The following is a 21,414-nucleotide window of genomic DNA, read 5'->3' as shown; positions in this document are numbered from 1 at the left end:
CCGACTTGGCGGGGCGTGAACCCCGCCATTTCGATCGTGGTGCACGCCACACTAACCGCGGAGATAGACCTTCTCCGGGGTGATGCGGGCAATCACTCGTTCATTGTCCGGGTTTGCCTCGGCAAAGGGCCTTTTGTAGTACTTCTGGGAAAGTTCCTGGATCAGGGCGCCGGTGGGGTCGTCGATGAGGGTCACCCGGCCGCGGATCTCGGCGTACACATAGGGGTCGGACGGGTCGACGATCAAGATCGAGGTGCGGGGGTCGCGTTCCAGGTTGCGGTGCTTGCGGCGGCCCTTGACCGTTGAGAACAGGATGTCGTCGCCGTCGGTGCGCACCCACACGACCGACGTCTGCGGGCTGCCATCCTGGTTCACGCTGGAGACGGTGGCGAAGTTGACGCCGTCGAACAGGTCGCGGACCCGTTCCGGCAATGGTGTATTCCCCATGTGTCGATCATGCCATTTCGCCCGTGTCATAAATCAATGTGCGGCGGGTGAGTCGGTAGGCTCGAAATGCCATGGACGCGACTCCCCCCGCGGCGGCAGGTCCGACCTCCCGCCCGTCAGCCATCCGTACCGCCCCGGCTTCCCGCCCGGCCGGAATTCCGCTGGTGCTGCGCCGGCTGGCCATTGGCCTGGCCGGGCTCGCGCTTGCCATCCTCGCGGGTGCCGCCTGCGTACTCTCCTTCGACGACCTGCGTGGACTCGCCGTTCAAGGTCAGGTCGAACCGCGTCTGGCGTATCTCTACCCGGCCGGGTTCGACGCGCTTCTGATCGTCGCGCTGATCGGCGTGCCGCTGTTGCGGTCGGGGCGATTATTGGTGCGCCTGCAGGTGGGTCTCATTCTCGCGCTGCTCCTGGCCGCCGCGGCCGCCGCCGCTGTGGCCACCGCTACCGGTGCCACCTTCGAGCCACGGGGGGCCGCGATCACGGTCGCGCTGGTTCCGTGGGTCATGCTGGTGATCGGTCTTTGGCTCCTGTTGGTCCTGGTCAAACACACTCAGAGCAAGCGCGCCGACCTGAACGGCGACAATGATGTGGAAGAACTCGTTCCCTTCGACGAGGAACATTCCCGCCCTGTTTCGGCCGCGCCCAGAACCATCGACCCGACCGGCGTGTCCACCGACCCCTACCCGGTCATTCTCCCGTCGGTACGGCATGCGCTCCCGGAACCCCATAAATCCGCCGAATCAGCGGCCCCACCCGACTACACGCCTCCAGTCCCAGTCAGCCCGGTGACCGAGACCGTCGCTCCACCCGAACTCGCGCCCCCGCTCCCCCGCGACAACGAACCGGCCCCTGCCCCGGAACGACCGAAACGCCCGACCCGCTGGGGCGACCTGATCCGCCCGAATGTCGGCGACGTCCTCGTCCATCCGCGCCCAGGCGAGCCATCGCGTACAACCCCCGAACTCGACGACGACCCTGAGGCGACTCCAGACGACCCGGCCTTCGCCGACTATTCCGGCCAGAGCGACACCCAACCCATGTCGGAAACGCCGGGACAGACCGTCGAGACGTCAGACCAGGCCGAGGATGTGTCTGACCAAGCCCCGAGCATCGAGACATCGAGCCGGGCTGACAACGTCGAAGCGTCAACCCAGGCTCAGGACGATCCGGACGCCTCCTATTGGGCGGGAACCACGGACGAGATCTCCCCGAGCCCCGCTGCATCAGACAAGGTCAACACCTCCGAGGCCCTCGAAGGCGACAATTCCGCCCAGACGATCCCGCCAATCGTCCCCTTGGTCGCCTCGGATGACGCGGCATCCGAAGCTCTCTCCCGTCGCTACGACCAAGCCGCCGCCCAGATCGCCGAACGATACTCCGGCCAGGCACAGAGCGAACTCGACGAGAACGAGGAGTCAGGCATCGACACCCAGCCGATGCGCAAGTTCCACGACTCCCCCGACCCCGAGCACGGCATCGACGCCGCCGACCCCGAAGAACTGAACACCACCGCCCGCCGCCTCCCGTCCGGCGAAGAACCCCCAGCCCCCCCTTCAGGAAGAATGCGAAGCACACCCCTCCCACCCACCTGAAATCGCATTGCCGTGGGGGTTTCCCACCCACCCAGCCCGTTTGTTCCCCTCGGGCTCCGCCCGCCCCCGCCAGCACCGCAGCTGCCTGAAGCAAGCGACGGTCATATCACCGTGGTTCTCCACACAACCCGACGACTACCCACCACCTCGGGCGGCCCGCCCACCCCTTAAACCCTTCGCTGACCTGCACCGTTGAGAAAAATGACCACGGGCGTGCCGCCTCCTGACTCGAACGGGGGAACAGGGGAGGCATGGCGATCACGTCCTGGGTTTGGGTTCCTGGTGGGAGCGGGTTTCCTGGGTGGAACCTGCCCTTTGGGGTGTTTTCGAGGCGCGGGGAATTGCCTCGGGTGGGGGTCGCTATTGGCGATCACGTGGTAGATCTGGACCTTCTGCGCGCGACAGGCGTACTGCCCAATTCGGCTTGGTTCGCGGCGGGGACACTGAACTGGTTTCTGGCGGCGGGGCCGGAGGCGTGGCGTTCCACTCGGGAACGGCTGATCGAGTTGCTGAGTGATGAGCAACATCGACCGGCGGTGATGCCCGCGCTCGTACCGATGAGCGAGATATTGCTCCATCTGCCGTTCGCGGTGGCCGACCTGGCATGTTTCCAGGGATCCTTGGATCACACCACGAATATGGGACGCATGTTCCGCCCGCCGACGATGAATCCCGTCCGGCGGAACTGGCGGCAGATGCCGGTGGCGCATCATGGCCGGGCGGGGAGTGTCGTCGTGTCGGGGACGCCGATCGTGCGGCCCAGCGGCCAGCGGGGTGAGGCGGATGTGGGGCCGTCGATGAAGTTGGATATCGGCCCCGAGATTGGATATGTCGTCGGGGTGCCGGCCAACCATCCGGTCGGGACCAAGGCCTTCCGCGATCACGTGTTCGGCGTGGTGCTGGTGAACACCTGGCGGGCGCAGGACCTGCTGGCCTGGGAATATCAGGACATGGGGCCGTTCACCGGGCGCGCGTTCGCGACCACGATCTCGCCCTGGGTGGTGCCGCTGGACGCCTTGGAGCACGCCAGGACGACCCAGCCGCCGCAAAACCCCTCGCCGCCCGGCTACCTCACGGTGACCGAACCCTGGGGGCTGGATCTGGCGCTCGAAGTGAGCCTGAACGACGAGGTGATCTCCCGCCCGCCGTACGGCCTGCATTACTGGACCGGCCCGCAGCTGCTCACCCACACGACGGTGAGCGGCGCCCAGCTACGGACGGGAGATCTGCTGACATCAGGCCCGATTTCCGGCCCGGAGGATCCGGGCACACTCCTGGAGATGACCTGGAACGGGAAGAACCCGCTGCGGCTTCCCAAGGATGCCGAGCGGGTCTTCCTTGAGGACGGTGACACGGTGACGATCACCGCGAAGTCCGCCCTCGGAGTCGGGCTTGGCGAGGTCACGGGAACCGTGCGCTCGCCCTGAATCCTGCTATACGCGCGTTCGGCCACGCAGCGCGGCGACGGCACCCACACCGACCACCGCCAGCACGACCTGCATGACGATTTCGATCCAGTCGATGCCGGGGGTGGTGGCGACGTTGAAGGCCTGGGCGATCGCCGTACCGATCAGGGCGGCGATGATGCCGACGACGACGGTCAGGATCCAGCCGATCGGCTGGCGACCGGGCAGGAGCAGCCGTCCGAGCGCGCCGACGACCGCACCGATGACGATGGCGCCGAGAATGGTCTCGATGGACATATCGACCTCCGCTTGAGGGTGTCACTTGCACCCTCAAGGGACGGCAAATACCCCGTGCTGGAAAATTAGTCCTCAGCACCCGAAATTTCGTGTCATTGGCTGCTTGGGCGCCTGGACGCGACGGCCCCCACGCCGATGATGGCGAGGACGAGTTGCAGGATGTGCTCCCACCAGTCGATACCGCGCGTGTTGGCGAAGCCCAACCAGTACGCGATCAGCGTCCCGATCAGAGCTGCGACGATACCGACGATGACCGTCAGGCCCCAGCTGATGTTCTGCCGCCCCGGCAGAATCAACCGCGCCAACCCCCCGATGATCGCCCCGATAATCACGGCGCTGATGATGGATCCGATCATGATATTCCCCCCTTAACGGGAGAAATACCCCATACACATCGTTGCAACCCGTAATCGGATCATACGGACAGTTGTCGCCATAAACACGGAAGGCGGCAATCTGTTACCGCGCCTGGTCACAGATTGCCGCCGCCTGCATATGAGACGCGCCGCCGGGCGCTCAGGTTGGCGAAGTGTTCCGTTGGAACGGGCCAACGACCAACGCGGTGGCCATCGCCGCGACGCCTTCGCCGCGCCCGGTAAGGCCCAGGCCGTCGGTGGTGGTCGCGCTCACGCTCACCGGCGCGTCGATCGCCGCGCTCAGCACCTTCTCCGCTTCGGTACGGCGTGGCGCCAGCTTCGGCCGGTTACCAATGATCTGAACAGCCACGTTACCGATTTCGAAGCCCGCCTCGCGTACCCGTCTGGCGGTTTCTGCGAGCAGAGTCGTGCCGGACGCGCCCGCCCAGCGCGGGTCGGCGGTGCCGAACAGGCCGCCGAGGTCACCCAGACCGGCGGCCGAAAGTAAGGCGTCGCAGCACGCGTGCGCGGCGGCGTCACCATCGGAATGCCCAGCCAGACCGGTTTGGTCTGGCCAGTGCAGGCCCGCCAGATGAAGCTCCCGGCCGGTAGCAAAAGGGTGGACGTCGACTCCGACGCCCACCCTTGGAAAAAACGTGTTCAGGAGTTCAGCACCTCGTCGAGCAGTGCTTCTGCCTTGTCCTCGTTGGTCTTCTCCGCCAGAGCGAGCTCACTGACCAGAATCTGCCGAGCCTTGGCGAGCATCCGCTTCTCACCCGCCGAGAGACCGCGCTCCCGGTCACGTCGCCAGAGGTCACGAACGACCTCGGCCACCTTGTTGACGTCACCGGACGCCAGTTTCTCAAGGTTGGCCTTGTAGCGGCGGGACCAGTTGGTTGGTTCTTCGGTGTGCGGCATGCGGAGCACGTCGAAGACGCGCTCAAGGCCTTCCTGGCCGACAACATCGCGCACACCGACAAGTTCGGCGTTTTCCGCTGGCACCTGGACGGTAAGGTCGCCCTTGTCGACCTTGAGCACCAGGTAGGTCTTTTCCTCACCCTTTATGGTCCGAGTGGTGATGGCTTCGATCCGAGCAGCCCCGTGATGGGGGTAGACGACCGTGTCGCCGACCTGGAAAGTCATGTGACAAGTACCCCTTCCGCTGTACTCCAGGGTACCACGCGCCAACAGCCTCCCGGAACAGTGAAATCACCATAACTGCAGGTCAAAGCCTCATTTTGGGACTTGACAAGCAGTCGACTCTGTGAATGAGCAACTCCGGCATACCGGGTGACCTGCCAAATCAGGGGAATCCAGCCCGGTGCGGGGAGTGGTGCCCTCCATCGATAGGGTGATCCCCAGCTCTATCTAGCCGCGTAACAAGGAGACCCGAGCCGTGACCAGCACCAGCCGCCGCAGGGTGATCGCCGTTGCCGCGCTCCTCGCCGCCGCCCCTGTTCTGGCCGCGTGCGGCGCCGGCGACAACGCCAACACCAACCAGCCTTACGCGCCGACCGACGCCCAGGTCCTCATCAGCCACAGCAGCGACAGTGTGTACGGCGAGCGTGGCATGCGGGTCAGCCAGGCGTTCGTCCTCGGCCCCGACTCCGGCGGCCAGATCCCCGCCGGCGGCGCGGCCCCGCTCTACCTGGTCCTCACCAACCAGAACCCGGCCCCCGACAGCCTGGTCAGCGTGACCCCGCTCCCCGACCAGGCCACCTCGGTGAAGGTCACCGCACCCGTCCAGGTCCCCCCGAACACGTTGGTGAACACCGGCCAGCCGTCGCCGCAGCTCGCCGTCGAAGGCCTCAAGAACGCTCTGCGCGGCGGCGAGACCCTGCGGCTCACCCTGAAGTTCCAGACCGCGGGCGACATCACCATGGACGTCCCCGTGATCACCCGCAGCCGCGAATACGCCACGCTGCCCCCGGTCCCCGGCGCCCTCCCGGCCCCCAGCCCCGTCGCCTCCGCCTCTCCCGCCGCGACGACCGGCCACTGACGCACGACACCGGTGCCGGCGCTGCCACGAACAGCGCCGGAGGCTCAAGGCCGAAGGTTTCCGCTACATACACCTGGGGCAACCGCAACTACGCGGCCTCGCCATCGACCGGTAAGTCCCGAACGCACGAAGACCCCTGTTCCGAACGCTGGAACAGGGGTCTTCGTGAATCAGGCTCAGTCCTCCGCGACGGGATCGAACTTGTAGCCGAGCCCGCGAACCGTGAGGATGCAGCGCGGATTGGCGGGGTCGGATTCGACCTTGGCGCGAAGGCGCTTGACGTGGACATCGAGGGTTTTCGTGTCGCCCACATAGTCGGCGCCCCAGACCCGGTCGATCAGCTGGCCTCGGGTAAGAACCCGGCCGGCGTTGCGAAGCAGTACTTCCAGCAGCTCGAACTCCTTGAGCGGCAGCTGAACCTGCTGCCCGCGCACCGCGACGATGTGCCGGTCCACGTCCATCCGCACCGGCCCCGCCGCGAGTATGGCGGACTCCAGCTCCTCGACATCCCCCTGCCGGCGCAGCACCGCACGAATCCGGGCCACCAGCTCCCGCGAGGAGAACGGCTTGGTGACATAGTCGTCGGCGCCCAGCTCCAGCCCGACCACCTTGTCTATCTCGCTGTCCTTGGCGGTCAGCATGATCACCGGAACCTTGGAGCGCTGCCGCAGCGAGCGGCACACCTCCGTGCCAGGCAACCCGGGCAACATCAGGTCGAGCAGCACCAGGTCGGCGCCGTTACGGTCGAAGGTCTCCAGCGCCTCGGGCCCGGTGGCCGCGACGGCAACCTCGAAGCCTTCCTTGCGAAGCATGTAGGACAGGGCGTCGGAGAACGACTCCTCGTCCTCCACGACGAGTACCCGGGTCATGTGGCCGCCTCCAGGGGGGTTGACGTGGTGCGTGGTACTGCCACCGCCACGCCGCCGAAGGCGGGGAGACGGAGGGTGAAGGTCGATCCGGAGCCTTCTTTGCTCCACACCGTGACCTCGCCGCCATGCGCGACGGCGACGTGCTTGACGATGGCGAGCCCGAGTCCGGTGCCGCCTGTCGCCCTCGACCGGGCCGCGTCGACCCGGAAGAATCGTTCGAAGATGCGCTCCTGCGCGCCTTCGGGGATGCCGATCCCCTGATCGCTGACGCTGACCTCGACCGCTTCCCCAGCCGGGCGCGCGCTCACCACGACCCTGGTGTGCTCGGGACTGTACGCCACCGCGTTGTCGATCAGATTGCGCAGCGCGGTGACGAGGAGCTCGTCGTCGCCCCAGACGTTCAAACCTTCGGTGCCCCCGGCGACCAGGGTGATGTCCTTGGACGCCGCCTTGGTGTTGCACCGGTCGATGGCCTCGTGCACGGCTTCGTCCACCGGCACGGGCCCGGGGGTGGGAATCGCCTCAGCCCCCTGAATCCTGGACAAAGTGATCAGATCCTGCACCAGGTAGGTGAGCCGGGCCGCCTCATGCTGCATGCGTCCGGCGAACCGGTTGACGGCCTCGGGGTCCTCGGCCGCGTCCTGGATGGTCTCGGCCAGCAGGCTGAGCGCGCCGACGGGCGTCTTCAGCTCGTGGCTGACATTGGCCACGAAATCCCGCCGTACCGCCTCGACCCTGAGCCGCTCGGTCTGGTCCTCGGCGAGGACCAGCACCTGGCCGGTGGAGCCGAGCGGCGCCACCCGGACCGCGAACGTGGTGGACTCCTGGCCGAACTTGCGGCCCGGCACCTCGATCTCGCCTTCCCTGATCTCGCCGTCCCGCCGCACCTTGCGCGCCAGCGCGAGCAGCTCCGCCGCCATCAGGGCGTCCCCCCGGACCAGCCCGTACGCCCTCGCGGCCGAGCTGGCCCGCAACACGCGGTCCTCCCGGTCGAGCACCACCGCCGAGGACGGCAGCACGGCCAGCACCGACGCCACCCCGGGAGACAGGCTGTCGTCGACGGGTTCCGGTTCCCGCACCGGCTCCGACTGCCGCCGGATCGCCATCATGACGAGGGTGCCCACCAGGAAGCCACCCATCGCCGCGAAACTCGCCAGCAACTCGTTCACGATTTAGATGCTAGGTGGGAATCTCCGTGCGCCCGACTGCCTGATAGGGCATGACCATGGCCTTTCCGAAAGAGTTCACTCGCCGGTCGAGGTTCGTTCATAGTCGCGCGCATACGGTAACGGCATGCGCGACGCTTATCACGAAGAGCTGGATACCCTCACCGACCGGCTGGTCGAGATGACCCGCCTGGTCAGGTCCGCCATGTCGCGGGCGACCACTGCCCTCCTCGACTCCGACCTGCACCTGGCGGAGAGCGTGATCTCCCAGGACGAGGAGGTCAACCGGCTGTACGCGGAGGTGGAGACCTCCATCTACGAGGTCATGGCCACCCAGCAGCCGGTCGCGGTCGACCTGCGCACCGTGATCAGCGCCTTGCGGATGGCCGCGGACCTGGAGCGCATGGGCGACCTGGCCGAACACATCGCCAAGATCGCCAGACTGCGCCACCCCGACTCGGCGATCCCGCCCTCGCTCCGGGACACGATCGTCGAAATGGGCCAGATCGCCGAACGCTTGATCACCAAGACCGGCACCTGCATCGCCACCAGGGACGTCGAGCTCTCCAAGGAGCTGGAGTCCGACGACGACGCGATGGACAAGCTCCACCGCCGCCTCTTCCGCGTCCTGCTCTCCCCCGACTGGAAGTACGGCGTCGAGGCCGCCATCGACATCACCCTCGCGGGCCGCTACTACGAGCGCTACGCCGACCACGCGGTCCGCGTCGCCCACGACGTCGTCTACCTGGTGACCGGCTCCCGCCAGGAGAGCTGACCCGAACACGCGTAACCCCCCGGTCCTCGGGGGGTCGGGGGGCTACGCGAAAGCCACCGCCGTAAGGCCGGTTTGGCTGCGATTAGGACTCATTGACGTGCGGGCTGTACACGGGAGGGGCCGCGGGCTTGCGATATCTCGGGTTCCTCCTGGCCGCGCGCGGGCTGCTGCCCTGGCGGCTAGGAGGATTCCTGCACTGGTGTTATGAAGCCGGCTCCTGCGGATCTCCGGCATCGCCTACCAGTTCCGGCACCGAGAATTACAGGACTATCTCGCGGGATAAATCCCTACTTGCCCTGGTTCGCCACAGCTTCGATGGCGGCCTTGGCGGCTTCGGGGTCCAGGTAGCCGGAGCTGATCGGCTTGTAGTCGGCGTCCAGCTCGTAGCGGAGCGGGATGCCGGTGGGGATGTTCAGCGCGGCGATGTCGGCGTCGCTGATGCCGTCCAGATGCTTGACCAGGGCGCGGAGCGAGTTGCCGTGGGCGACCACGAGGACGGTCTTGCCCGCGGCCAGGTCGGGGACGATCGCGTCATACCAGTACGGCAACATGCGGTCGACGACGTCCTTCAGGCACTCGGTCCTGGGCAGCAGCTCCGGCGGAAGCAGCCCGTAGCGTGCGTCGCCCGCCTGGGAGAACTCGTCGTCGTCCGCGATGGGCGGTGGCGGCGTGTCGTAGGAACGGCGCCACAACATGAACTGCTCGTCGCCGAACTCGGCCCGCGTCTGCGCCTTGTCCTTGCCCTGCAACGCGCCGTAGTGCCGCTCGTTCAGCCGCCAGGACCGCTGGACCGGCAGCCAGAGCAGGTCGGCCGCTTCGAGGGTGAGGTTGGCGGTGCGAATCGCCCGGGTCAGCAGGGACGTATGCACCACGTCGGGGCGCACTCCGGCCTCGATGAGCAGGTGCCCGCCGCGGCGGGCCTCGGCCTCACCGGTCGCCGAGAGGGTGACATCCACCCATCCGGTGAACAGGCCCTTGATGTTCCATTCGCTCTCGCCGTGCCGCAGCAGCACCAAAGTCGCCATGGCCGCAATCCTAACGGGGTACGGCTCCGCCGACTTCCGCCCGGTCCGCGAACCGCTGGCGAACGCTCCGCGAAATCCTGCGGGACGTAGCCGCTATGCGGATTCCCGTCCGGGATCCGCGAAACGCGCGAACGCGGCGAGGTTCGCCGTGGATTCGCCGCGTTTGAGACGCCACTCCCACTCGCGCCGTATCGACGACGCGAAACCCAGCTCCAGCGCGCGATCGAACCACTCGTCGGCATAGGTCAGGACGCAGCCGAGGATGCGGTCGATCTCCTCCTCGGAGATGGCCTGCAGCGGGACGCGGCCCACCAGGTAGACGTCGCCGATCGGGTCGAGGGCGAAGTGCACGCCGTACATCGAGCCGTTCTTGGTGAGGAGCCAGCGGTAGAAGTCGCCGTGGTTCTCGTCGGGGCGGCGGCAGAAGAACGCCTCCACGTGCAGCGCCTGGTCGCCGACGATCAGCCAGGTCATGGTGGCGAGCTTGCGCTGGCCGGGCAGTTTGACGAGAAAAGCGCCCGGCCGGGGCTGCTCGTACGACAGATCCCCGGCCTTCAAAGCCTCCTCGACCGCGGCGATCACAGGTTGACCGCCACGGGCACACGATGCAGTTTGGCCATAGCTCCGGTATACACCTCCACCAGCCGCGCGGCCGTGGCGGACCACCCGAAAGCGGTCGCGTGCCGGGGTGCCCCGGCGGCCAGTAAGTCCCGCCAGGCGGGCTGCCTGATCAGGCTGGACAGGGCGTTCGCCCAGTTCTGGGGGTCGTGTCCGTCGACGAGCACGCCGGAGACACCATCCTTGACGGCGGTTCTGAGGCCACCGACCGAGGCGGCGACGACGGGCGTGCCACAAGCCTGGGACTCCAGGGCGACGAGGCCGAAGGATTCGTTGTGGGAGGGCACGACGGTCAGGTCGGCGGCGCGATACCAGTCGGCCAGCTCGTGCTGGGGAGCGGGAGGCGCGAGCCGTACCACGTCGGTGATGCCGAGTTCGCTGGCGAGGTCGGTGAGCAGGGAAGGGCGGGCCAGGCCGTTGCCGCTGGGGCCGCCGACGCAGGCGATGACGAGGCGGTCGCGGAGCGAGGGGTCGGCGGCGATCATCCGGGCCGCGGCTTTGAGCAGGATGTCGGGGGCTTTGAGGGGCTGGATCCGGCCGACGAAGAGCAGCACGACCGCGTGCTGGGGAAGGCCGAGCCGGTGCCGGGCCGCGCCTTGGGAGGCCGGTTGGAAGACGGTCAGGTTCACGCCGGGGTTGACCACCGAGACCTTCTCCGGCGGTGCGGAATAGAGCGACATGAGCTCATCCGCTTCGGCGACGGTGTTGGCGACCAGGCGGTCGGCGATGTCCACGACCTGCTCCTCGCCCATCACCCGGACGGGGGGTTCCGGGCGGTCGCCGTCGGCCAGCAGCAGGTTCTTGACCTTGGCCATGGTGTGCATGGTGTGGATCAGCGGCAGTCCCCAGCGTTCCTTGGCCAGCCAGCCGACCTGCCCGGAAAGCCAGTAATGCGAGTGGATGACGTCATACCTGCCGGGGTCGTACATGGCCTCCGTGCGCAGCACTCCCGACAGGAAGGCGCACATCTGGCCGGGGAGGTCGCCCCGATCCAGTTCCTCGTACGGCCCCGCGGTCACGTGCCGCACCGACACGCCCGGAACGATCTCCGCCACGGGAGGCAGATCGCGCGCGGTCTGCCTGGTGAAGATCTCCACCTCGACCCCGAGCTCGGCCAGTCGTTTGGCCACCTCCACGATGTAGACGTTCATGCCGCCCGCGTCGCCGGTGCCCGGCTGATCCAACGGGGACGTATGCATGCTGATCGTCGCGACCCGGTTCAGTCGGCGCCGTCCGAGCGTCACCCACACCACCTCCAAGCGGGTATTAACCACGAATAACTACGACAGATTCCCGCCCCTAAGATGACCCCCATGGCGAGGACAGCAGTGGTGACAGGGGCGAGCAGCGGGATCGGCGAGGCCACCGCGCGGCGGCTCGCGGCCGAAGGATACGACGTGGTCGCGGCGGCCCGGCGGCGGGACCGGCTGGACCGGCTGGCGGCCGAGGTTCCGTCGATCCGCCCGGCCACGCTGGACGTGACGTCGGCGGAGTCGGTGGACGCGCTGGCCGCCTCGCTCGACCGCTGTGACGTGCTGGTCAACAACGCGGGCGGCGCGATCGGGCTTGAGCCGGTGGCGGCCGGGCGGGTCGAGGACTGGCAGCGCATGTACGAGGTGAACGTGCTCGGCTCGCTGCGGATGACCCGGGCGCTGCTCCCCAAACTCATCGAATCCGGGGACGGGGTGCTGCTGATGTTGACGTCGGTGGCGGGGCTCGTCTCGTACGAGGGGGGCGGGGGTTACTGCGCCGCCAAGCACGCGCAGACGTCCATGACCGAGACGTTGCGGCTGGAACTGTGCGGCGAGCCGGTGCGGATCATCGAGATCGCGCCCGGGATGGTGCGAACCGAGGGGTTCTCGCTGACCCGGTTCCGGGGGAATGAGAGCGCGGCGGCGAAAGTGTATGAAGGGGTGCCGGATCCGCTGACCGCCGATGACGTGGCGGACGTGATCGCGTTCGCGGTGACGCGGCCGGCGCATGTGAACATCGATCGGCTGGTCATCCGGCCTCGGGCGCAGGCGGCGCAGCACAAGGTCCATCGGGTGTGAGGCGGCCGGTCGGGGAGATCACCCGCGGCACCACAGGCCACAACCGGCTGCGCCGCACCGACCGCTGGATCGCCGCCGGATATGGGGGGTTGTTGCGCTCGGTGGCGGAACCGCTCGTGGTGGATCTCGGCTACGGCGCCTCCCACATCACGACATATGAGCTTTTCACCAGGCTGAGACGTGTCGCCGGGGACGTTCAGGTGGTCGGCGTGGAGATCGACCCGGCCCGGGTCGCCGCCGCGAAGCCCTTCGAACGGCCCGGCCTGACCTTTATCAGAGGCGGTTTCGAGCTACCCGTCACCCGCCCGCCGATGCTGGTGCGGGCCTTCAACGTCCTGCGCCAATACGGCGAGCCAGAGGCCTGGCGATACTGGGAAATGTTGCGCCAGAGCCTCCACCCCAGGGGCATCCTCGTCGAAGGCACCTGCTCCGAAGCCGGCCACCGCGCAGTCTGGGCAACATTGGACGAAAAATCACCAAAAATCATCACCTTCGCCGCGCGGTTCGGCGGCCTCGACCGCCCCTCCGACCTCGCCCCCCGCCTCCCAAAAACCCTCATCCACCGAAATATCCCCGGCCACCCGATAAATCGTCTCTTCGCCGACTGGGACCGCGCCTGGGCGACCTGCGCCCCCTTCGCCGCGTACGGCATCCGCCAGCGCTGGATCCGCACCGCCCACCTGCTCTCCCAGACCTGGCCAGTCCACACCACACCCCCCTTCGGCGGACCAACCCGATGGCGGCTGGGCGAACTTACCCTCCCTTGGTCAGCCGTGGCCTAAGCTGAAGTGCTGGCCTGGCGTATGGGCTGGGTACCTCTCTACAAGACGTAGTACTACGCCAGGTAGGCTGATGTCGTGAAGGGTCTTGGCGAGCTTGAACGCAGCATCATGGACATTCTCTGGGCGGAGCGCGGTTCGATGACCGCGCGCGAGGTGGGCCGGTTGATCGCGGACCGCGATCTGGCCCCCACCACGGTCATGACCGTCCTGGACCGGCTCACCCGCAAGGGTTTCCTGACCCGCGTCCGTGACGGCCGCGCCTGGCGCTACGAGCCCGCCGCCAGCCGCGACGCCTATGTGGCCGAGCTCATGCTCGAAGCCCTGGAGATGACCGGCGACCGCAGCGCCGCCCTGCAACGCTTCGCCCAGGCGGTGTCCGGCTCCGAAGCCGAGATACTCCGCCGCGCGCTCACCGAGCTGGAGGAGTAATGATCGCGGCAGCGACCCTCGCGGCGCTTGCCACCGTCTGTGCCGTCGGCGCCTGGCGGCTCACCTCGGCGCGCTGGCCCTGGCGCGCCCCACGCGCGGCCATCCTGCTGTGGCAGTCCCTCGGCGTGACGTGGGGCCTGGCCAGCACGGGCGCCCTGCTGGCGTACGCGCTGGAGCCGTTCGGGCGCGGGGTCGTGCACGGCCTGGCGTACATCGGGCTGCATTTGCGGGAACCGCATGACTTCCTGCGGATCGGCGCGCTGATGGCCGGTCTGGCGCTGTTCTCGGTGCTGTCGATGGTCCTGCTGGCCGCGGGCGCGCAGACGTTGAGCGCGCGGCGGCGGCATCGGCTGCTGCTGGCGCTGATCGCGCGGGACGAGCCCAGGGTGCCGGGCGTGCGGGTCGTCGATCACCCGGGGGCCGCGGCCTACTGCCTGCCCGGCCTGCGTTCCCAGGTGGTGGTCAGCGCGGGCACGCTCCGCCTGCTCAGCCCCGACGAGCTGACGGCCGTACTGGCGCATGAGACCGCTCATGTCCGGGAGCGGCACGATCTGGTACTGCTGCCGTTCGCGGCGCTGCGCTGGGTGCTGCCCTGGTGCAAAACTGTGCATGACGCGCACGCTTCGGTGGCCCTGCTGATCGAGATGGCCGCCGACGACCGCGCCCGCCGCCAGTGCTCGCCCAAGCGCCTGGCCACCGCCCTGCTCCGGTTCGGTACGGCGGCCGCTTTCGCCACCCCCCATGGCGCCCTCGGCGCGACCACGGGTGAGAATGTAATGGCGCGGGTGAATCGCCTGGTCAAGCCACGTGCCGAGCTCCCGGCCCACGTGCGCTTCGCTATCGTGGCCGGATCGGTGATTCTTACCGCGTCCGCCCCTATGCTCTGGTTGCTTCCCAACTGAGTTAGCCGCCGTTATCCACCCCGTTTGCAATTGCATACACCCTTTGGCAGACTGGGGGTATGGAACTGCCCAAGATCGGCTCGTACATCCGCGAGCAGCGGCAGCAGGCGAAGATCTCCCTGCGCCAGCTCGCCGCTCAGGCGGGGGTGTCCTTCCCCTACCTGAGCCAAGTGGAGCGCGGGGTGCGCAAGCCCAGCGCGGAGATCCTCAACCAGATCGCCAAAGGTCTGCAGATCTCCGCTCAGGCGCTCTACGTGCAGGCCGGTCTGATCGAGGAGCGCGAGCCGGACAGCGACGTCCTGACCGCGATCCGGGCCGATGTGACGATCAGCGGAAGGCAGCGTCAAGTGCTGATCGACATCTACGAGTCGTTCCGGCGCGAGAACCGTGCGGCATCAACCGACGAGGCCCAGCCGACGACACCGGCTGAGCCTCTGGGGGCGGTCAACTCGCAAAACGGTCACGCCACACCAGAAGGGTAACGCCAATCATGACCCTCGCCACCGAGGTGAAGAAGCTCACCGAGTCGAAGCCGTTCTACGCCATCACCGGCGCCGGCGACTTCGCGATGGAGAAGCTCCGCGAGCTGCCTGAGCAGCTGGCCAAACTGCAGGACCGCCAGGACGACGCGAAGAAATACGCCGAGCGCGTCCAGGACCGGGCCGGGAGCTACGCCCGCGAGCTCCCCGGCAAGACCAGGGAGTATGCGGAGACGATCAGCTCGCGGCTGAACGAGCTCTACGACGACCTCGCCAAGCGCGGCCGCAAGGTCGTGCGCAAGGTCAGCGGCGGCGCCGCCGTCGAGCTGGAAGAGGTCGCCGAGTCCGCGGGCGCCCGCCGTGCCCCGGCCAAGAAGCCGGTCACGCCGCGCGCCAAGACCAAGGCCTAATCACCAGAAAGCGGCCCACGTTCACAGTGGGCCGCTTTCTGCTTCTGTACGGCTCCCGCTCACGCATTAGGCTGGAGGACGTCCGTTCTAGACCACGCTGGAGTGACGATGCTCTACGGCCTGCTGGACTACATCTTCTGGGGCCTCGCCATCGCGGCGTTCGGCATGTCCGTGTGGGCCCTGGTCCACGCGATCAAGACACCGGCCAAAGCGTTTCCAGCCGCGGGCAAGCTGTCCAAGAACCTCTGGCTCGTCTTCACCGGCCTGGCCACGATCTTCACGCTGGCCTCGGCCAGCGGCTACCTGGGCGTCGGCTTCGCGATGCTGAACATCTTCACCATCGCCTCGGTCATCGCCGCCGGGATCTACCTGGCCGATGTGAAGCCGGCCGTCAACGAGTATCGCGGCGGCGGCAGCAGCCAGGGTCCCTACGGCCCCTGGTAAGGGCCGCTCAGCGGCCTCGGCCCGCCCTGTTCCGGGGCGACGCCGCGCGATCGCAGGGTCGCGACCAGCCAGCGGGCCAGCCGGTCGTGACCGGCCAGGGTGGGGTGGGTGCCGTCGGGTAGCGCGTCGCCTTTGCGCCACTTCTGCGGGAGCGGGTCGGCGAACGGCACCCCGGTGAGCCAGGCGGCTTTCGCGACCGCGTCCCTGACCTTGTAGGCGGCCTTCGGCGGTGATTTCACCCAGATCGGGCCGACCAGCACCACCTTGGCCCTCGGCCAGCGTTGTTTGACCCGGCCGATCAGCGTGACCGCGGCGCGCTGGACTTCCTTGGCCGCCTTGTGGTCGTTGTGGCCGCCCGCGAGCACGACCAGGTCGGGCTCGGGCCGCCAGGACAGCTCCCGCGTGAACGACTGGCCGAAGGTGCGGTGGATCTTGCCCGTCGCGACGAATCCGGCGCCCCGGCCGCCCGCGGTGATCAGCTGCCAGCCGAGCAGGCGGGCCGTCTCCGCGGCGTAACTCTCCCAGGCGGGCACCGGGCCCGAGCCCACGGCGAAACTGTCGCCGATGAACATCACCACGGGGGCGCGGAGCGGAACGATCGGCGACGGAGTGCTGCCGGCCTCCCCTGCGGCGCTCGCGCATCCGGTGATCAGCCCGCAGATCGACAACACCAGCAATGGCGCGCGCATGCCCACCCCCCGGTCTCTCCAAGCGCAGGCGGGAAGTCTATCGATTACAGCCAGTCACGTATGCGGAACTGCCAGTAGAGGACTAGGGCGGCGATCGCCCAGATCGCGGTGGACGTCCAGAATCCCCACATCTGCTGGGATCCCGGGTAGGGCACGTTCTGGCCGTAGAAGCCGGTGATCGCCGTCGGGACCGCGATGATGGCGGCCCAGCTGGTCACCCGCTTCATGATCAGGTTCATCCGGTTGCTCTCCATGGTCATGTGCGCTTCGCGAATGTTGCCCACCAGGTCGCGGAGCGAATCCGTCCATTCGGCCGCGCGGAGCACGTGGTCGTACACGTCCTGGAAATAAGGGGTTATGGAGCTGTCCCTGATCACGTCGTTGCGGCGGAACAGGGCGTTGACGATGTCCCGCATCGGGGAGACTGCGCGGCGGAAGGTGACCAGGCTCTGCCGGAGTTCGAAGGTGCGGCGCTGCTCGGCGCGGTCGGGGATCTCCTCGCCGAACAGGCGGTCCTCCAGGGTCTCGATCTGCTCGTCCATGGCCTGCACGACCTCGAAGTGGGTGTCCACCACGTAGTCGAGCACGCCGTGCAGCAGGAACGCAACGCCGTGCTCGGCCAGGCCGGAGGAGGAGTCCCAGCGGCTGGTGATCTCCTGGAGGTCGAAACGGTCCGAGGTGCGGACGGTGACCAGGGCGTTGCTGGTGATGAAGGCCGAGGCCTCGGTCAGGTCGAGCCGGCCGGTGTCGCCGTCGTAGTGCGCGGTGAAGACATTGAGGAACATGTGCGAGTCGAACATGTCCAGCTTGGGGCGCTGGTTGGGGGTGAGCACGCTCCGGATCGCGAGCTCGTGCAGGCCGAGCTCCTCGCTGATGGTGGCCAGCTCCTCCTCGGACGGAGTGCACAGGTCGAACCAGATGACCGCGTCGTCCTCGCCCAGGTGATCGGAGACGTCGGCGATGGGAAAGCCTTCGGAGACGAGCTTTCCGTGCCGGTAAAGGCGTGTGTTCGCCGGGGTGGGCTGGGCCATCGCACCAGCGTACTCCGGGCGCACAGGACAAGTCGGACCGCTATCGTGGCGGCTCATGGTGAGTCTCGTTCGTCGGCTCGGGCCGATGGTCGCCGCTGTGGTGACGCTCCTCGTCTTCGTCTCCCCCGCGTACGCCGATCAGAGCGCGCTCACCATGGAGTTGCGCAAGGACGGTGTGCTGCACGTCAAGGAGGAGATCGTCCTCAGCGGGGGACCGGTGACGAGGGCACCGGTGCTCAGGACGCGTCACGATGACGCCAGCGATCGCGTCTACCGGATCGCCAACGTGAAGGGCGCCGCCTTCGACGGGGCCGAGCTGACGATCTCCGCCAGCGGGACCGTGGAGTACGACGTGATCGGCGCGGTGTCGCCCATCGCGGGCGGCGAGGAGTTGCGGTGGTTCGCGGCTTCCGGACCCTTGGAGCAGGTCACGGTGAAGGTGGTCGGGCCGGGGCAGGTGCAGAATCTGGCGTGTTTCGCCGGGGATGTGGGGGCCGCGCTCGGGTGCACGACCGCCGCCATGGACGAGACCGGTGAAACCGCTGAATTCGAGCAGCAAGGGCTCGCGGCTGGGCAGGTGCTGACCGTCGTGGTCGGGTATCCGGCCGGGACCACCGGGGCCGGGCCGACGCTGGAACATCGGTTCAGCCTGGGTGCCGCGTTCACGGTGAACGCGATCACCGGGGGGTCGCTGGCGTTGCTGCTGGTGCTGCTGCTCGGGGGGTTCTGGCTGGTCTACTGGACGCGGGGGCGGGACGCGCGGGTGATCGGGGCCGAGTCCGGGGTGCGTGGGGGGCATGAGAACGGGCAGTTCGCGCCGCCGGACGGGGTGCGTCCCGGGCAGATCGGGACGCTCATCGACGAGCAGGCCGACGTGATCGATGTGACCGCGACGATCGTGGATCTGGCCGTGCGGGGATATATGCGGATCGACGAGCAGCCCCGGGAGACGTATGACGCGCCGGACTGGCTGCTGGTGAAACTGCCGAAGGCGCCGGTCGCGAGCCTGCTGCCGTACGAGCGGGCGCTGTATGACTCGATCTTCGATTTACGGGACGAAGTGCTGCTGTCGCAGCTGCACGGGGGGTTCACGACCGGTCTTGGGCGGGTACGGGATGCGCTCTACCGTGATGTCGTCAAGCAGGGGTGGTTCACCCGGCGGCCCGATTCGGTGCGGTCGCTGTGGACGGTTCTCGGGATCGTCGTGACCGTGCTCGGGGTGGCGGGGACGGTGGCGCTGGCGATGTTCACGACGTACGGGCTGGTGGGGCTCGCAGTGATCATTTTGGGGGCGGCGGTCACCGTGGGCGGGCAGTTCATGCCGGCGAAGACCGCCAGCGGGGCCACGGCGCTGGCGCACACGCTCGGCTTCCGGGAATACCTTGCCACGGGCGATATCAGCGACATTCCGGCCGGGCAACGGGCCGAGCTGTTCTCGCGCTACCTGCCGTACGCGGTGATCTTCGACAGCGTGGATCGCTGGGCCCGGGTGGTGGCCTCGATCAAGGGCGAGGGCGACAACCTGTACTGGTACCACGGCCCCGCCGAATGGGACCTGTCCAAGTTCGCCGACTCGATGCGCACCTTTACGATGACCACCTCCGGAGCGATCTCCTCTTCCCGCCAGTTCAGGACGTTCTGACTCGGATCTCCCCCACCGGCCGACCGCCGCCGAGCACCGGGACGGCCAGTTCGTCCAGCTCCGGCGCGTCGAATCCGAGCGCGCGCAGCGCGGCGATCGTGACCGGCACCCGGGCCCGCTGGCTTCCGTCCACGATCTTGATGACCGCGGCCCGGCCGTCGTCGTGTGCGAACGCGTCGAACGCCTCGGCGCCGGCTTTGAGCATGAGGCCGGGGATGGCGCGCATCAGCTTCGCCTCCGGGTAGTGGGTGCCGCTGGTGAACTCCGGGTGGGCGCGCATCGCGTCCGCGACCCGGCGTTCCAGGCTGCCGGGGGTGGCTTGGACGATGCGGCGGAATGCCCGTACCAGGCCGGTCATCGAGCAGAAGAACAGCGGCGCGCCACAGCCGTCCACGCCCGTGGCGGGCACCCGCTCCGAGGTGAACTCCTCGACGGTGGAGCGGATCGTCTTCTGGAGTGGATGGGACGGGTCGCGGTAGTCGTCCAGCGGCCAGTCGTTGGCCGCGCAGGTCGCGAGCATGGCGGCGTGCTTGCCGGAGCAGTTCATGTAGACGCGGGCACGCTGCTGAACCGACCGGTCGGCGGGGAAGTCCTCCGGGCAGCGCAGGACGCTCTCGTCCAGGCCCGCGCCCGCCAGGATGGCTCGCACGCCCTCAACGTGGAAGGCCTCACCGGCATGGCTCCCGCAGGCCAGCGCGAGCAGTTCATGATCCAGGGCAAGCCCGGCGGTGAGCATGCCAAGCGCCTGAAGGGGTTTCATAGAGGAACGAGGGGACGCCGGGGTCTGCACTTCACCGTGCACCCGGACAGGCTTGCCATCGCCATCCACGGCGATCATCCGGGCCCGGTGCGTCGACTCGACGAACCCGGATCGAACCACCTCGACGATCAATTCGGACATGCCGCGAGTCTATGGACCTCCCCGCCTCATGGCAGAATCCACCCCATGCGCGCGGTGGTCCAACGAGTCAGCTCAGCCTCGGTAACCGTGGACGGTGTCGTCATCGGAGCCATCCACGAACCCGGCCTCCTCGTCCTGGTCGGCGTCACCCACACCGACACCCCCGCCCAGGCCGCCAAACTCGCCACCAAACTCTGGCACCTGCGCATCCTCGACGGCGAAAAGTCCTGCTCCGACACCGCCGCCCCCCTCCTCGTCATCAGCCAGTTCACCCTCTACGCCGACACCAACAAAGGCCGCCGCCCCACCTGGCAGGCCGCCGCCCCCGGCCCCACCGCCGAACCCCTGGTCGAAACCGTCATCACCACCCTCCGCACCCTCGGCGCCCACGTAGAAACCGGCAAATTCGGCGCCGACATGAAGGTCTCCCTCGTAAACGACGGCCCAATCACCCTGATCATCGACGTCTAGGCTGATCCGAAAGACCTCGGCGTGTATTAACCAGAAACCCGTCCCATAGACAGCCGCATAGCCACCGACCAGGCCATTCACCGCTGCGGCTGTCCAGATCACGACTTTCTAATTAATAGATGGTCGGACAGTGCCAGCGGGGTGTTCTACGGCGAGACCATCACTGCCTGTGACAACCCTGGCCCTGTTGGTCGGTTATCCACGGGACTCTCAGTGATCGTCCCAGTGTCCGTCGTGCGAGGCATGACGGTGTCCGTCGTGAATGTAGTCGACGTGGTCATCATGCGGGATGGCGACGTGACCGCAACCCTCCCGATGCTGGTGGACGTGGCCCTCATGCACGACATGAGTGGCCAAGGCGCATTCATCGACGTGGTCCTCGTGCGGGCGGTGGAGGTGTCCGTCGTGAACGTAGTCGACGTGGTCGCCATGTGGGACGGCGACGTGACCACAGCCCTCTCCGTGTGTGTGGTCGTGGACTGCGTGCGGGCGGTGCTCGGTATGGACGCTCATCTTTCCCCCTGAAGGTGGTGTATCTACGGACGCTAACTCCGGATTTCGGAACATCTCAACTACACAGTCCGAACATGGCGAACTACGTTCCGTTATGGGGTCCGAGCTTTGCCCATC

27 protein-coding genes are annotated in these 21,414 nt (G+C 67.5%); 14 read left to right on the top strand and 13 right to left on the bottom strand.

Annotation, left to right across the window (positions count from 1 at the left end):
- Positions 1 to 51: 51 nt before the first annotated feature.
- Positions 52 to 447: a PPOX class F420-dependent oxidoreductase gene (locus tag Aple_RS05055; protein WP_155343274.1), complete on the bottom strand. Its 396-nt coding sequence runs from the start codon at positions 445 to 447 to the stop codon at positions 52 to 54.
- 71 nt (positions 448 to 518) lie between these two features.
- Here Aple_RS05055 and Aple_RS05050 point away from each other — a divergent pair, with 71 nt between their 5' ends.
- Entirely contained in the window at positions 519 to 2,042 is a 1,524-nt protein-coding gene (locus Aple_RS05050; RefSeq protein WP_155343273.1) for a DUF2637 domain-containing protein, read from the top strand.
- A gap of 251 nt (positions 2,043 to 2,293) precedes the next feature.
- Positions 2,294 to 3,469: a fumarylacetoacetate hydrolase family protein gene (locus tag Aple_RS05045; RefSeq protein WP_155343272.1), complete on the top strand. Its 1,176-nt coding sequence runs from the start codon at positions 2,294 to 2,296 to the stop codon at positions 3,467 to 3,469.
- A gap of 6 nt (positions 3,470 to 3,475) precedes the next feature.
- Here the strand turns inward: Aple_RS05045 and Aple_RS05040 are convergent, their stop codons facing one another.
- From Aple_RS05040 to Aple_RS05025, 4 genes are all read right to left on the bottom strand, one after another.
- Positions 3,476 to 3,745, bottom strand: coding sequence for a GlsB/YeaQ/YmgE family stress response membrane protein (locus Aple_RS05040; RefSeq protein ID WP_155343271.1), 270 nt, complete (start codon positions 3,743 to 3,745; stop codon positions 3,476 to 3,478).
- 92 nt (positions 3,746 to 3,837) lie between these two features.
- Positions 3,838 to 4,101 carry a GlsB/YeaQ/YmgE family stress response membrane protein gene (locus tag Aple_RS05035; RefSeq protein WP_155343270.1) on the bottom strand — a complete coding sequence of 88 codons (264 nt, stop codon included), beginning with the start codon at positions 4,099 to 4,101 and terminating at the stop codon, positions 3,838 to 3,840.
- 160 nt (positions 4,102 to 4,261) lie between these two features.
- Entirely contained in the window at positions 4,262 to 4,744 is a 483-nt protein-coding gene (gene ispF, locus Aple_RS05030) for a 2-C-methyl-D-erythritol 2,4-cyclodiphosphate synthase (RefSeq protein WP_155343269.1), read from the bottom strand.
- Between the two features lie 17 nt (positions 4,745 to 4,761).
- The gene (locus Aple_RS05025; protein WP_030451583.1) at positions 4,762 to 5,244 is read right to left on the bottom strand and encodes a CarD family transcriptional regulator; all 483 of its coding nucleotides are present in this window, start codon (positions 5,242 to 5,244) and stop codon (positions 4,762 to 4,764) included.
- 253 nt (positions 5,245 to 5,497) lie between these two features.
- Here Aple_RS05025 and Aple_RS05020 point away from each other — a divergent pair, with 253 nt between their 5' ends.
- On the top strand, positions 5,498 to 6,100 hold the full coding sequence (locus Aple_RS05020) for a copper chaperone PCu(A)C domain-containing protein (protein ID WP_246264146.1): 603 nt from the start codon (positions 5,498 to 5,500) through the stop codon (positions 6,098 to 6,100).
- A gap of 176 nt (positions 6,101 to 6,276) precedes the next feature.
- Here the strand turns inward: Aple_RS05020 and Aple_RS05015 are convergent, their stop codons facing one another.
- Complete coding sequence (locus Aple_RS05015; RefSeq protein WP_155343268.1) at positions 6,277 to 6,969, bottom strand: response regulator; 693 nt, start codon at positions 6,967 to 6,969, stop codon at positions 6,277 to 6,279.
- A complete protein-coding gene (locus Aple_RS05010) occupies positions 6,966 to 8,078 on the bottom strand; it encodes a sensor histidine kinase (RefSeq protein ID WP_373869572.1) in 1,113 nt (370 codons plus the stop codon). Before Aple_RS05010 ends, Aple_RS05015 begins: the two co-directional genes overlap by 4 nt.
- Before the next feature lie 184 nt (positions 8,079 to 8,262).
- On the opposite strand from Aple_RS05010, the gene phoU reads away from it, so the two are divergent.
- Positions 8,263 to 8,910: a phosphate signaling complex protein PhoU gene (phoU, locus tag Aple_RS05005; RefSeq protein WP_155343267.1), complete on the top strand. Its 648-nt coding sequence runs from the start codon at positions 8,263 to 8,265 to the stop codon at positions 8,908 to 8,910.
- A gap of 287 nt (positions 8,911 to 9,197) precedes the next feature.
- Here the strand turns inward: phoU and Aple_RS05000 are convergent, their stop codons facing one another.
- The 3 genes from Aple_RS05000 to mshA all read right to left on the bottom strand — a co-directional run bounded on the left by Aple_RS05000 (position 9,198) and on the right by mshA (position 11,797).
- Entirely contained in the window at positions 9,198 to 9,935 is a 738-nt protein-coding gene (locus Aple_RS05000; RefSeq protein ID WP_155343266.1) for a phosphoglyceromutase, read from the bottom strand.
- Positions 9,936 to 10,028: 93 nt separating this feature from the next.
- Positions 10,029 to 10,517, bottom strand: coding sequence for a type III secretion system chaperone family protein (locus Aple_RS04995; protein WP_155343265.1), 489 nt, complete (start codon positions 10,515 to 10,517; stop codon positions 10,029 to 10,031).
- Entirely contained in the window at positions 10,514 to 11,797 is a 1,284-nt protein-coding gene (gene mshA / locus Aple_RS04990) for a D-inositol-3-phosphate glycosyltransferase (RefSeq protein WP_155343264.1), read from the bottom strand. Before mshA ends, Aple_RS04995 begins: the two co-directional genes overlap by 4 nt.
- Before the next feature lie 69 nt (positions 11,798 to 11,866).
- Between mshA and Aple_RS04985 the strand changes: the two genes are divergently transcribed.
- From Aple_RS04985 to Aple_RS04955, 7 genes are all read left to right on the top strand, one after another.
- Entirely contained in the window at positions 11,867 to 12,604 is a 738-nt protein-coding gene (locus tag Aple_RS04985; protein ID WP_174889794.1) for an SDR family NAD(P)-dependent oxidoreductase, read from the top strand.
- Complete coding sequence (locus tag Aple_RS04980; protein ID WP_155343262.1) at positions 12,601 to 13,386, top strand: class I SAM-dependent methyltransferase; 786 nt, start codon at positions 12,601 to 12,603, stop codon at positions 13,384 to 13,386. Before Aple_RS04985 ends, Aple_RS04980 begins: the two co-directional genes overlap by 4 nt.
- A 75-nt stretch (positions 13,387 to 13,461) precedes the next feature.
- The gene (locus tag Aple_RS04975; RefSeq protein ID WP_155343261.1) at positions 13,462 to 13,815 is read left to right on the top strand and encodes a BlaI/MecI/CopY family transcriptional regulator; all 354 of its coding nucleotides are present in this window, start codon (positions 13,462 to 13,464) and stop codon (positions 13,813 to 13,815) included.
- Positions 13,815 to 14,717 carry a M56 family metallopeptidase gene (locus Aple_RS04970; RefSeq protein WP_155343260.1) on the top strand — a complete coding sequence of 301 codons (903 nt, stop codon included), beginning with the start codon at positions 13,815 to 13,817 and terminating at the stop codon, positions 14,715 to 14,717. The genes Aple_RS04975 and Aple_RS04970 overlap by 1 nt, the downstream gene beginning before the upstream one ends.
- 59 nt (positions 14,718 to 14,776) lie before the next feature.
- Complete coding sequence (locus Aple_RS04965; RefSeq protein ID WP_155343259.1) at positions 14,777 to 15,199, top strand: helix-turn-helix domain-containing protein; 423 nt, start codon at positions 14,777 to 14,779, stop codon at positions 15,197 to 15,199.
- 8 nt (positions 15,200 to 15,207) lie between these two features.
- The gene (locus Aple_RS04960) at positions 15,208 to 15,606 is read left to right on the top strand and encodes a hypothetical protein (protein ID WP_155343258.1); all 399 of its coding nucleotides are present in this window, start codon (positions 15,208 to 15,210) and stop codon (positions 15,604 to 15,606) included.
- 108 nt (positions 15,607 to 15,714) lie between these two features.
- Entirely contained in the window at positions 15,715 to 16,050 is a 336-nt protein-coding gene (locus Aple_RS04955) for a DUF2516 family protein (RefSeq protein WP_155343257.1), read from the top strand.
- On the opposite strand, the gene Aple_RS04950 is transcribed toward Aple_RS04955, so the two are convergent.
- A complete protein-coding gene (locus Aple_RS04950; RefSeq protein ID WP_155343256.1) occupies positions 16,035 to 16,739 on the bottom strand; it encodes an SGNH/GDSL hydrolase family protein in 705 nt (234 codons plus the stop codon). The genes Aple_RS04955 and Aple_RS04950 overlap by 16 nt on opposite strands.
- A 44-nt stretch (positions 16,740 to 16,783) precedes the next feature.
- The gene (locus Aple_RS04945; protein WP_155343255.1) at positions 16,784 to 17,770 is read right to left on the bottom strand and encodes a magnesium transporter CorA family protein; all 987 of its coding nucleotides are present in this window, start codon (positions 17,768 to 17,770) and stop codon (positions 16,784 to 16,786) included.
- Between the two features lie 55 nt (positions 17,771 to 17,825).
- Between Aple_RS04945 and Aple_RS04940 the strand changes: the two genes are divergently transcribed.
- The gene (locus tag Aple_RS04940) at positions 17,826 to 19,412 is read left to right on the top strand and encodes a DUF2207 domain-containing protein (protein WP_246264144.1); all 1,587 of its coding nucleotides are present in this window, start codon (positions 17,826 to 17,828) and stop codon (positions 19,410 to 19,412) included.
- Here the strand turns inward: Aple_RS04940 and Aple_RS04935 are convergent.
- Positions 19,399 to 20,313 (bottom strand): asparaginase, encoded by a 915-nt coding sequence (locus tag Aple_RS04935; RefSeq protein WP_155343254.1) that lies wholly within the window; start codon positions 20,311 to 20,313, stop codon positions 19,399 to 19,401. The two genes, Aple_RS04940 and Aple_RS04935, sit on opposite strands and share 14 nt — an antisense overlap.
- A gap of 45 nt (positions 20,314 to 20,358) precedes the next feature.
- On the opposite strand from Aple_RS04935, the gene dtd reads away from it, so the two are divergent.
- Positions 20,359 to 20,784, top strand: a complete 426-nt coding sequence (gene dtd / locus Aple_RS04930) for a D-aminoacyl-tRNA deacylase (RefSeq protein WP_155343253.1) — start codon at positions 20,359 to 20,361, stop codon at positions 20,782 to 20,784.
- 258 nt (positions 20,785 to 21,042) lie between these two features.
- On the top strand, positions 21,043 to 21,309 hold the full coding sequence (locus Aple_RS04925; RefSeq protein WP_155343252.1) for a hypothetical protein: 267 nt from the start codon (positions 21,043 to 21,045) through the stop codon (positions 21,307 to 21,309).
- Positions 21,310 to 21,414 lie beyond the last annotated feature (105 nt).

It is taken from the genome of Acrocarpospora pleiomorpha (genome assembly GCF_009687885.1).
Classification (GTDB): Bacteria; Actinomycetota; Actinomycetes; order Streptosporangiales; family Streptosporangiaceae; genus Acrocarpospora; species Acrocarpospora pleiomorpha.
This window is presented reverse-complemented; position numbering and strand designations above follow the sequence as displayed.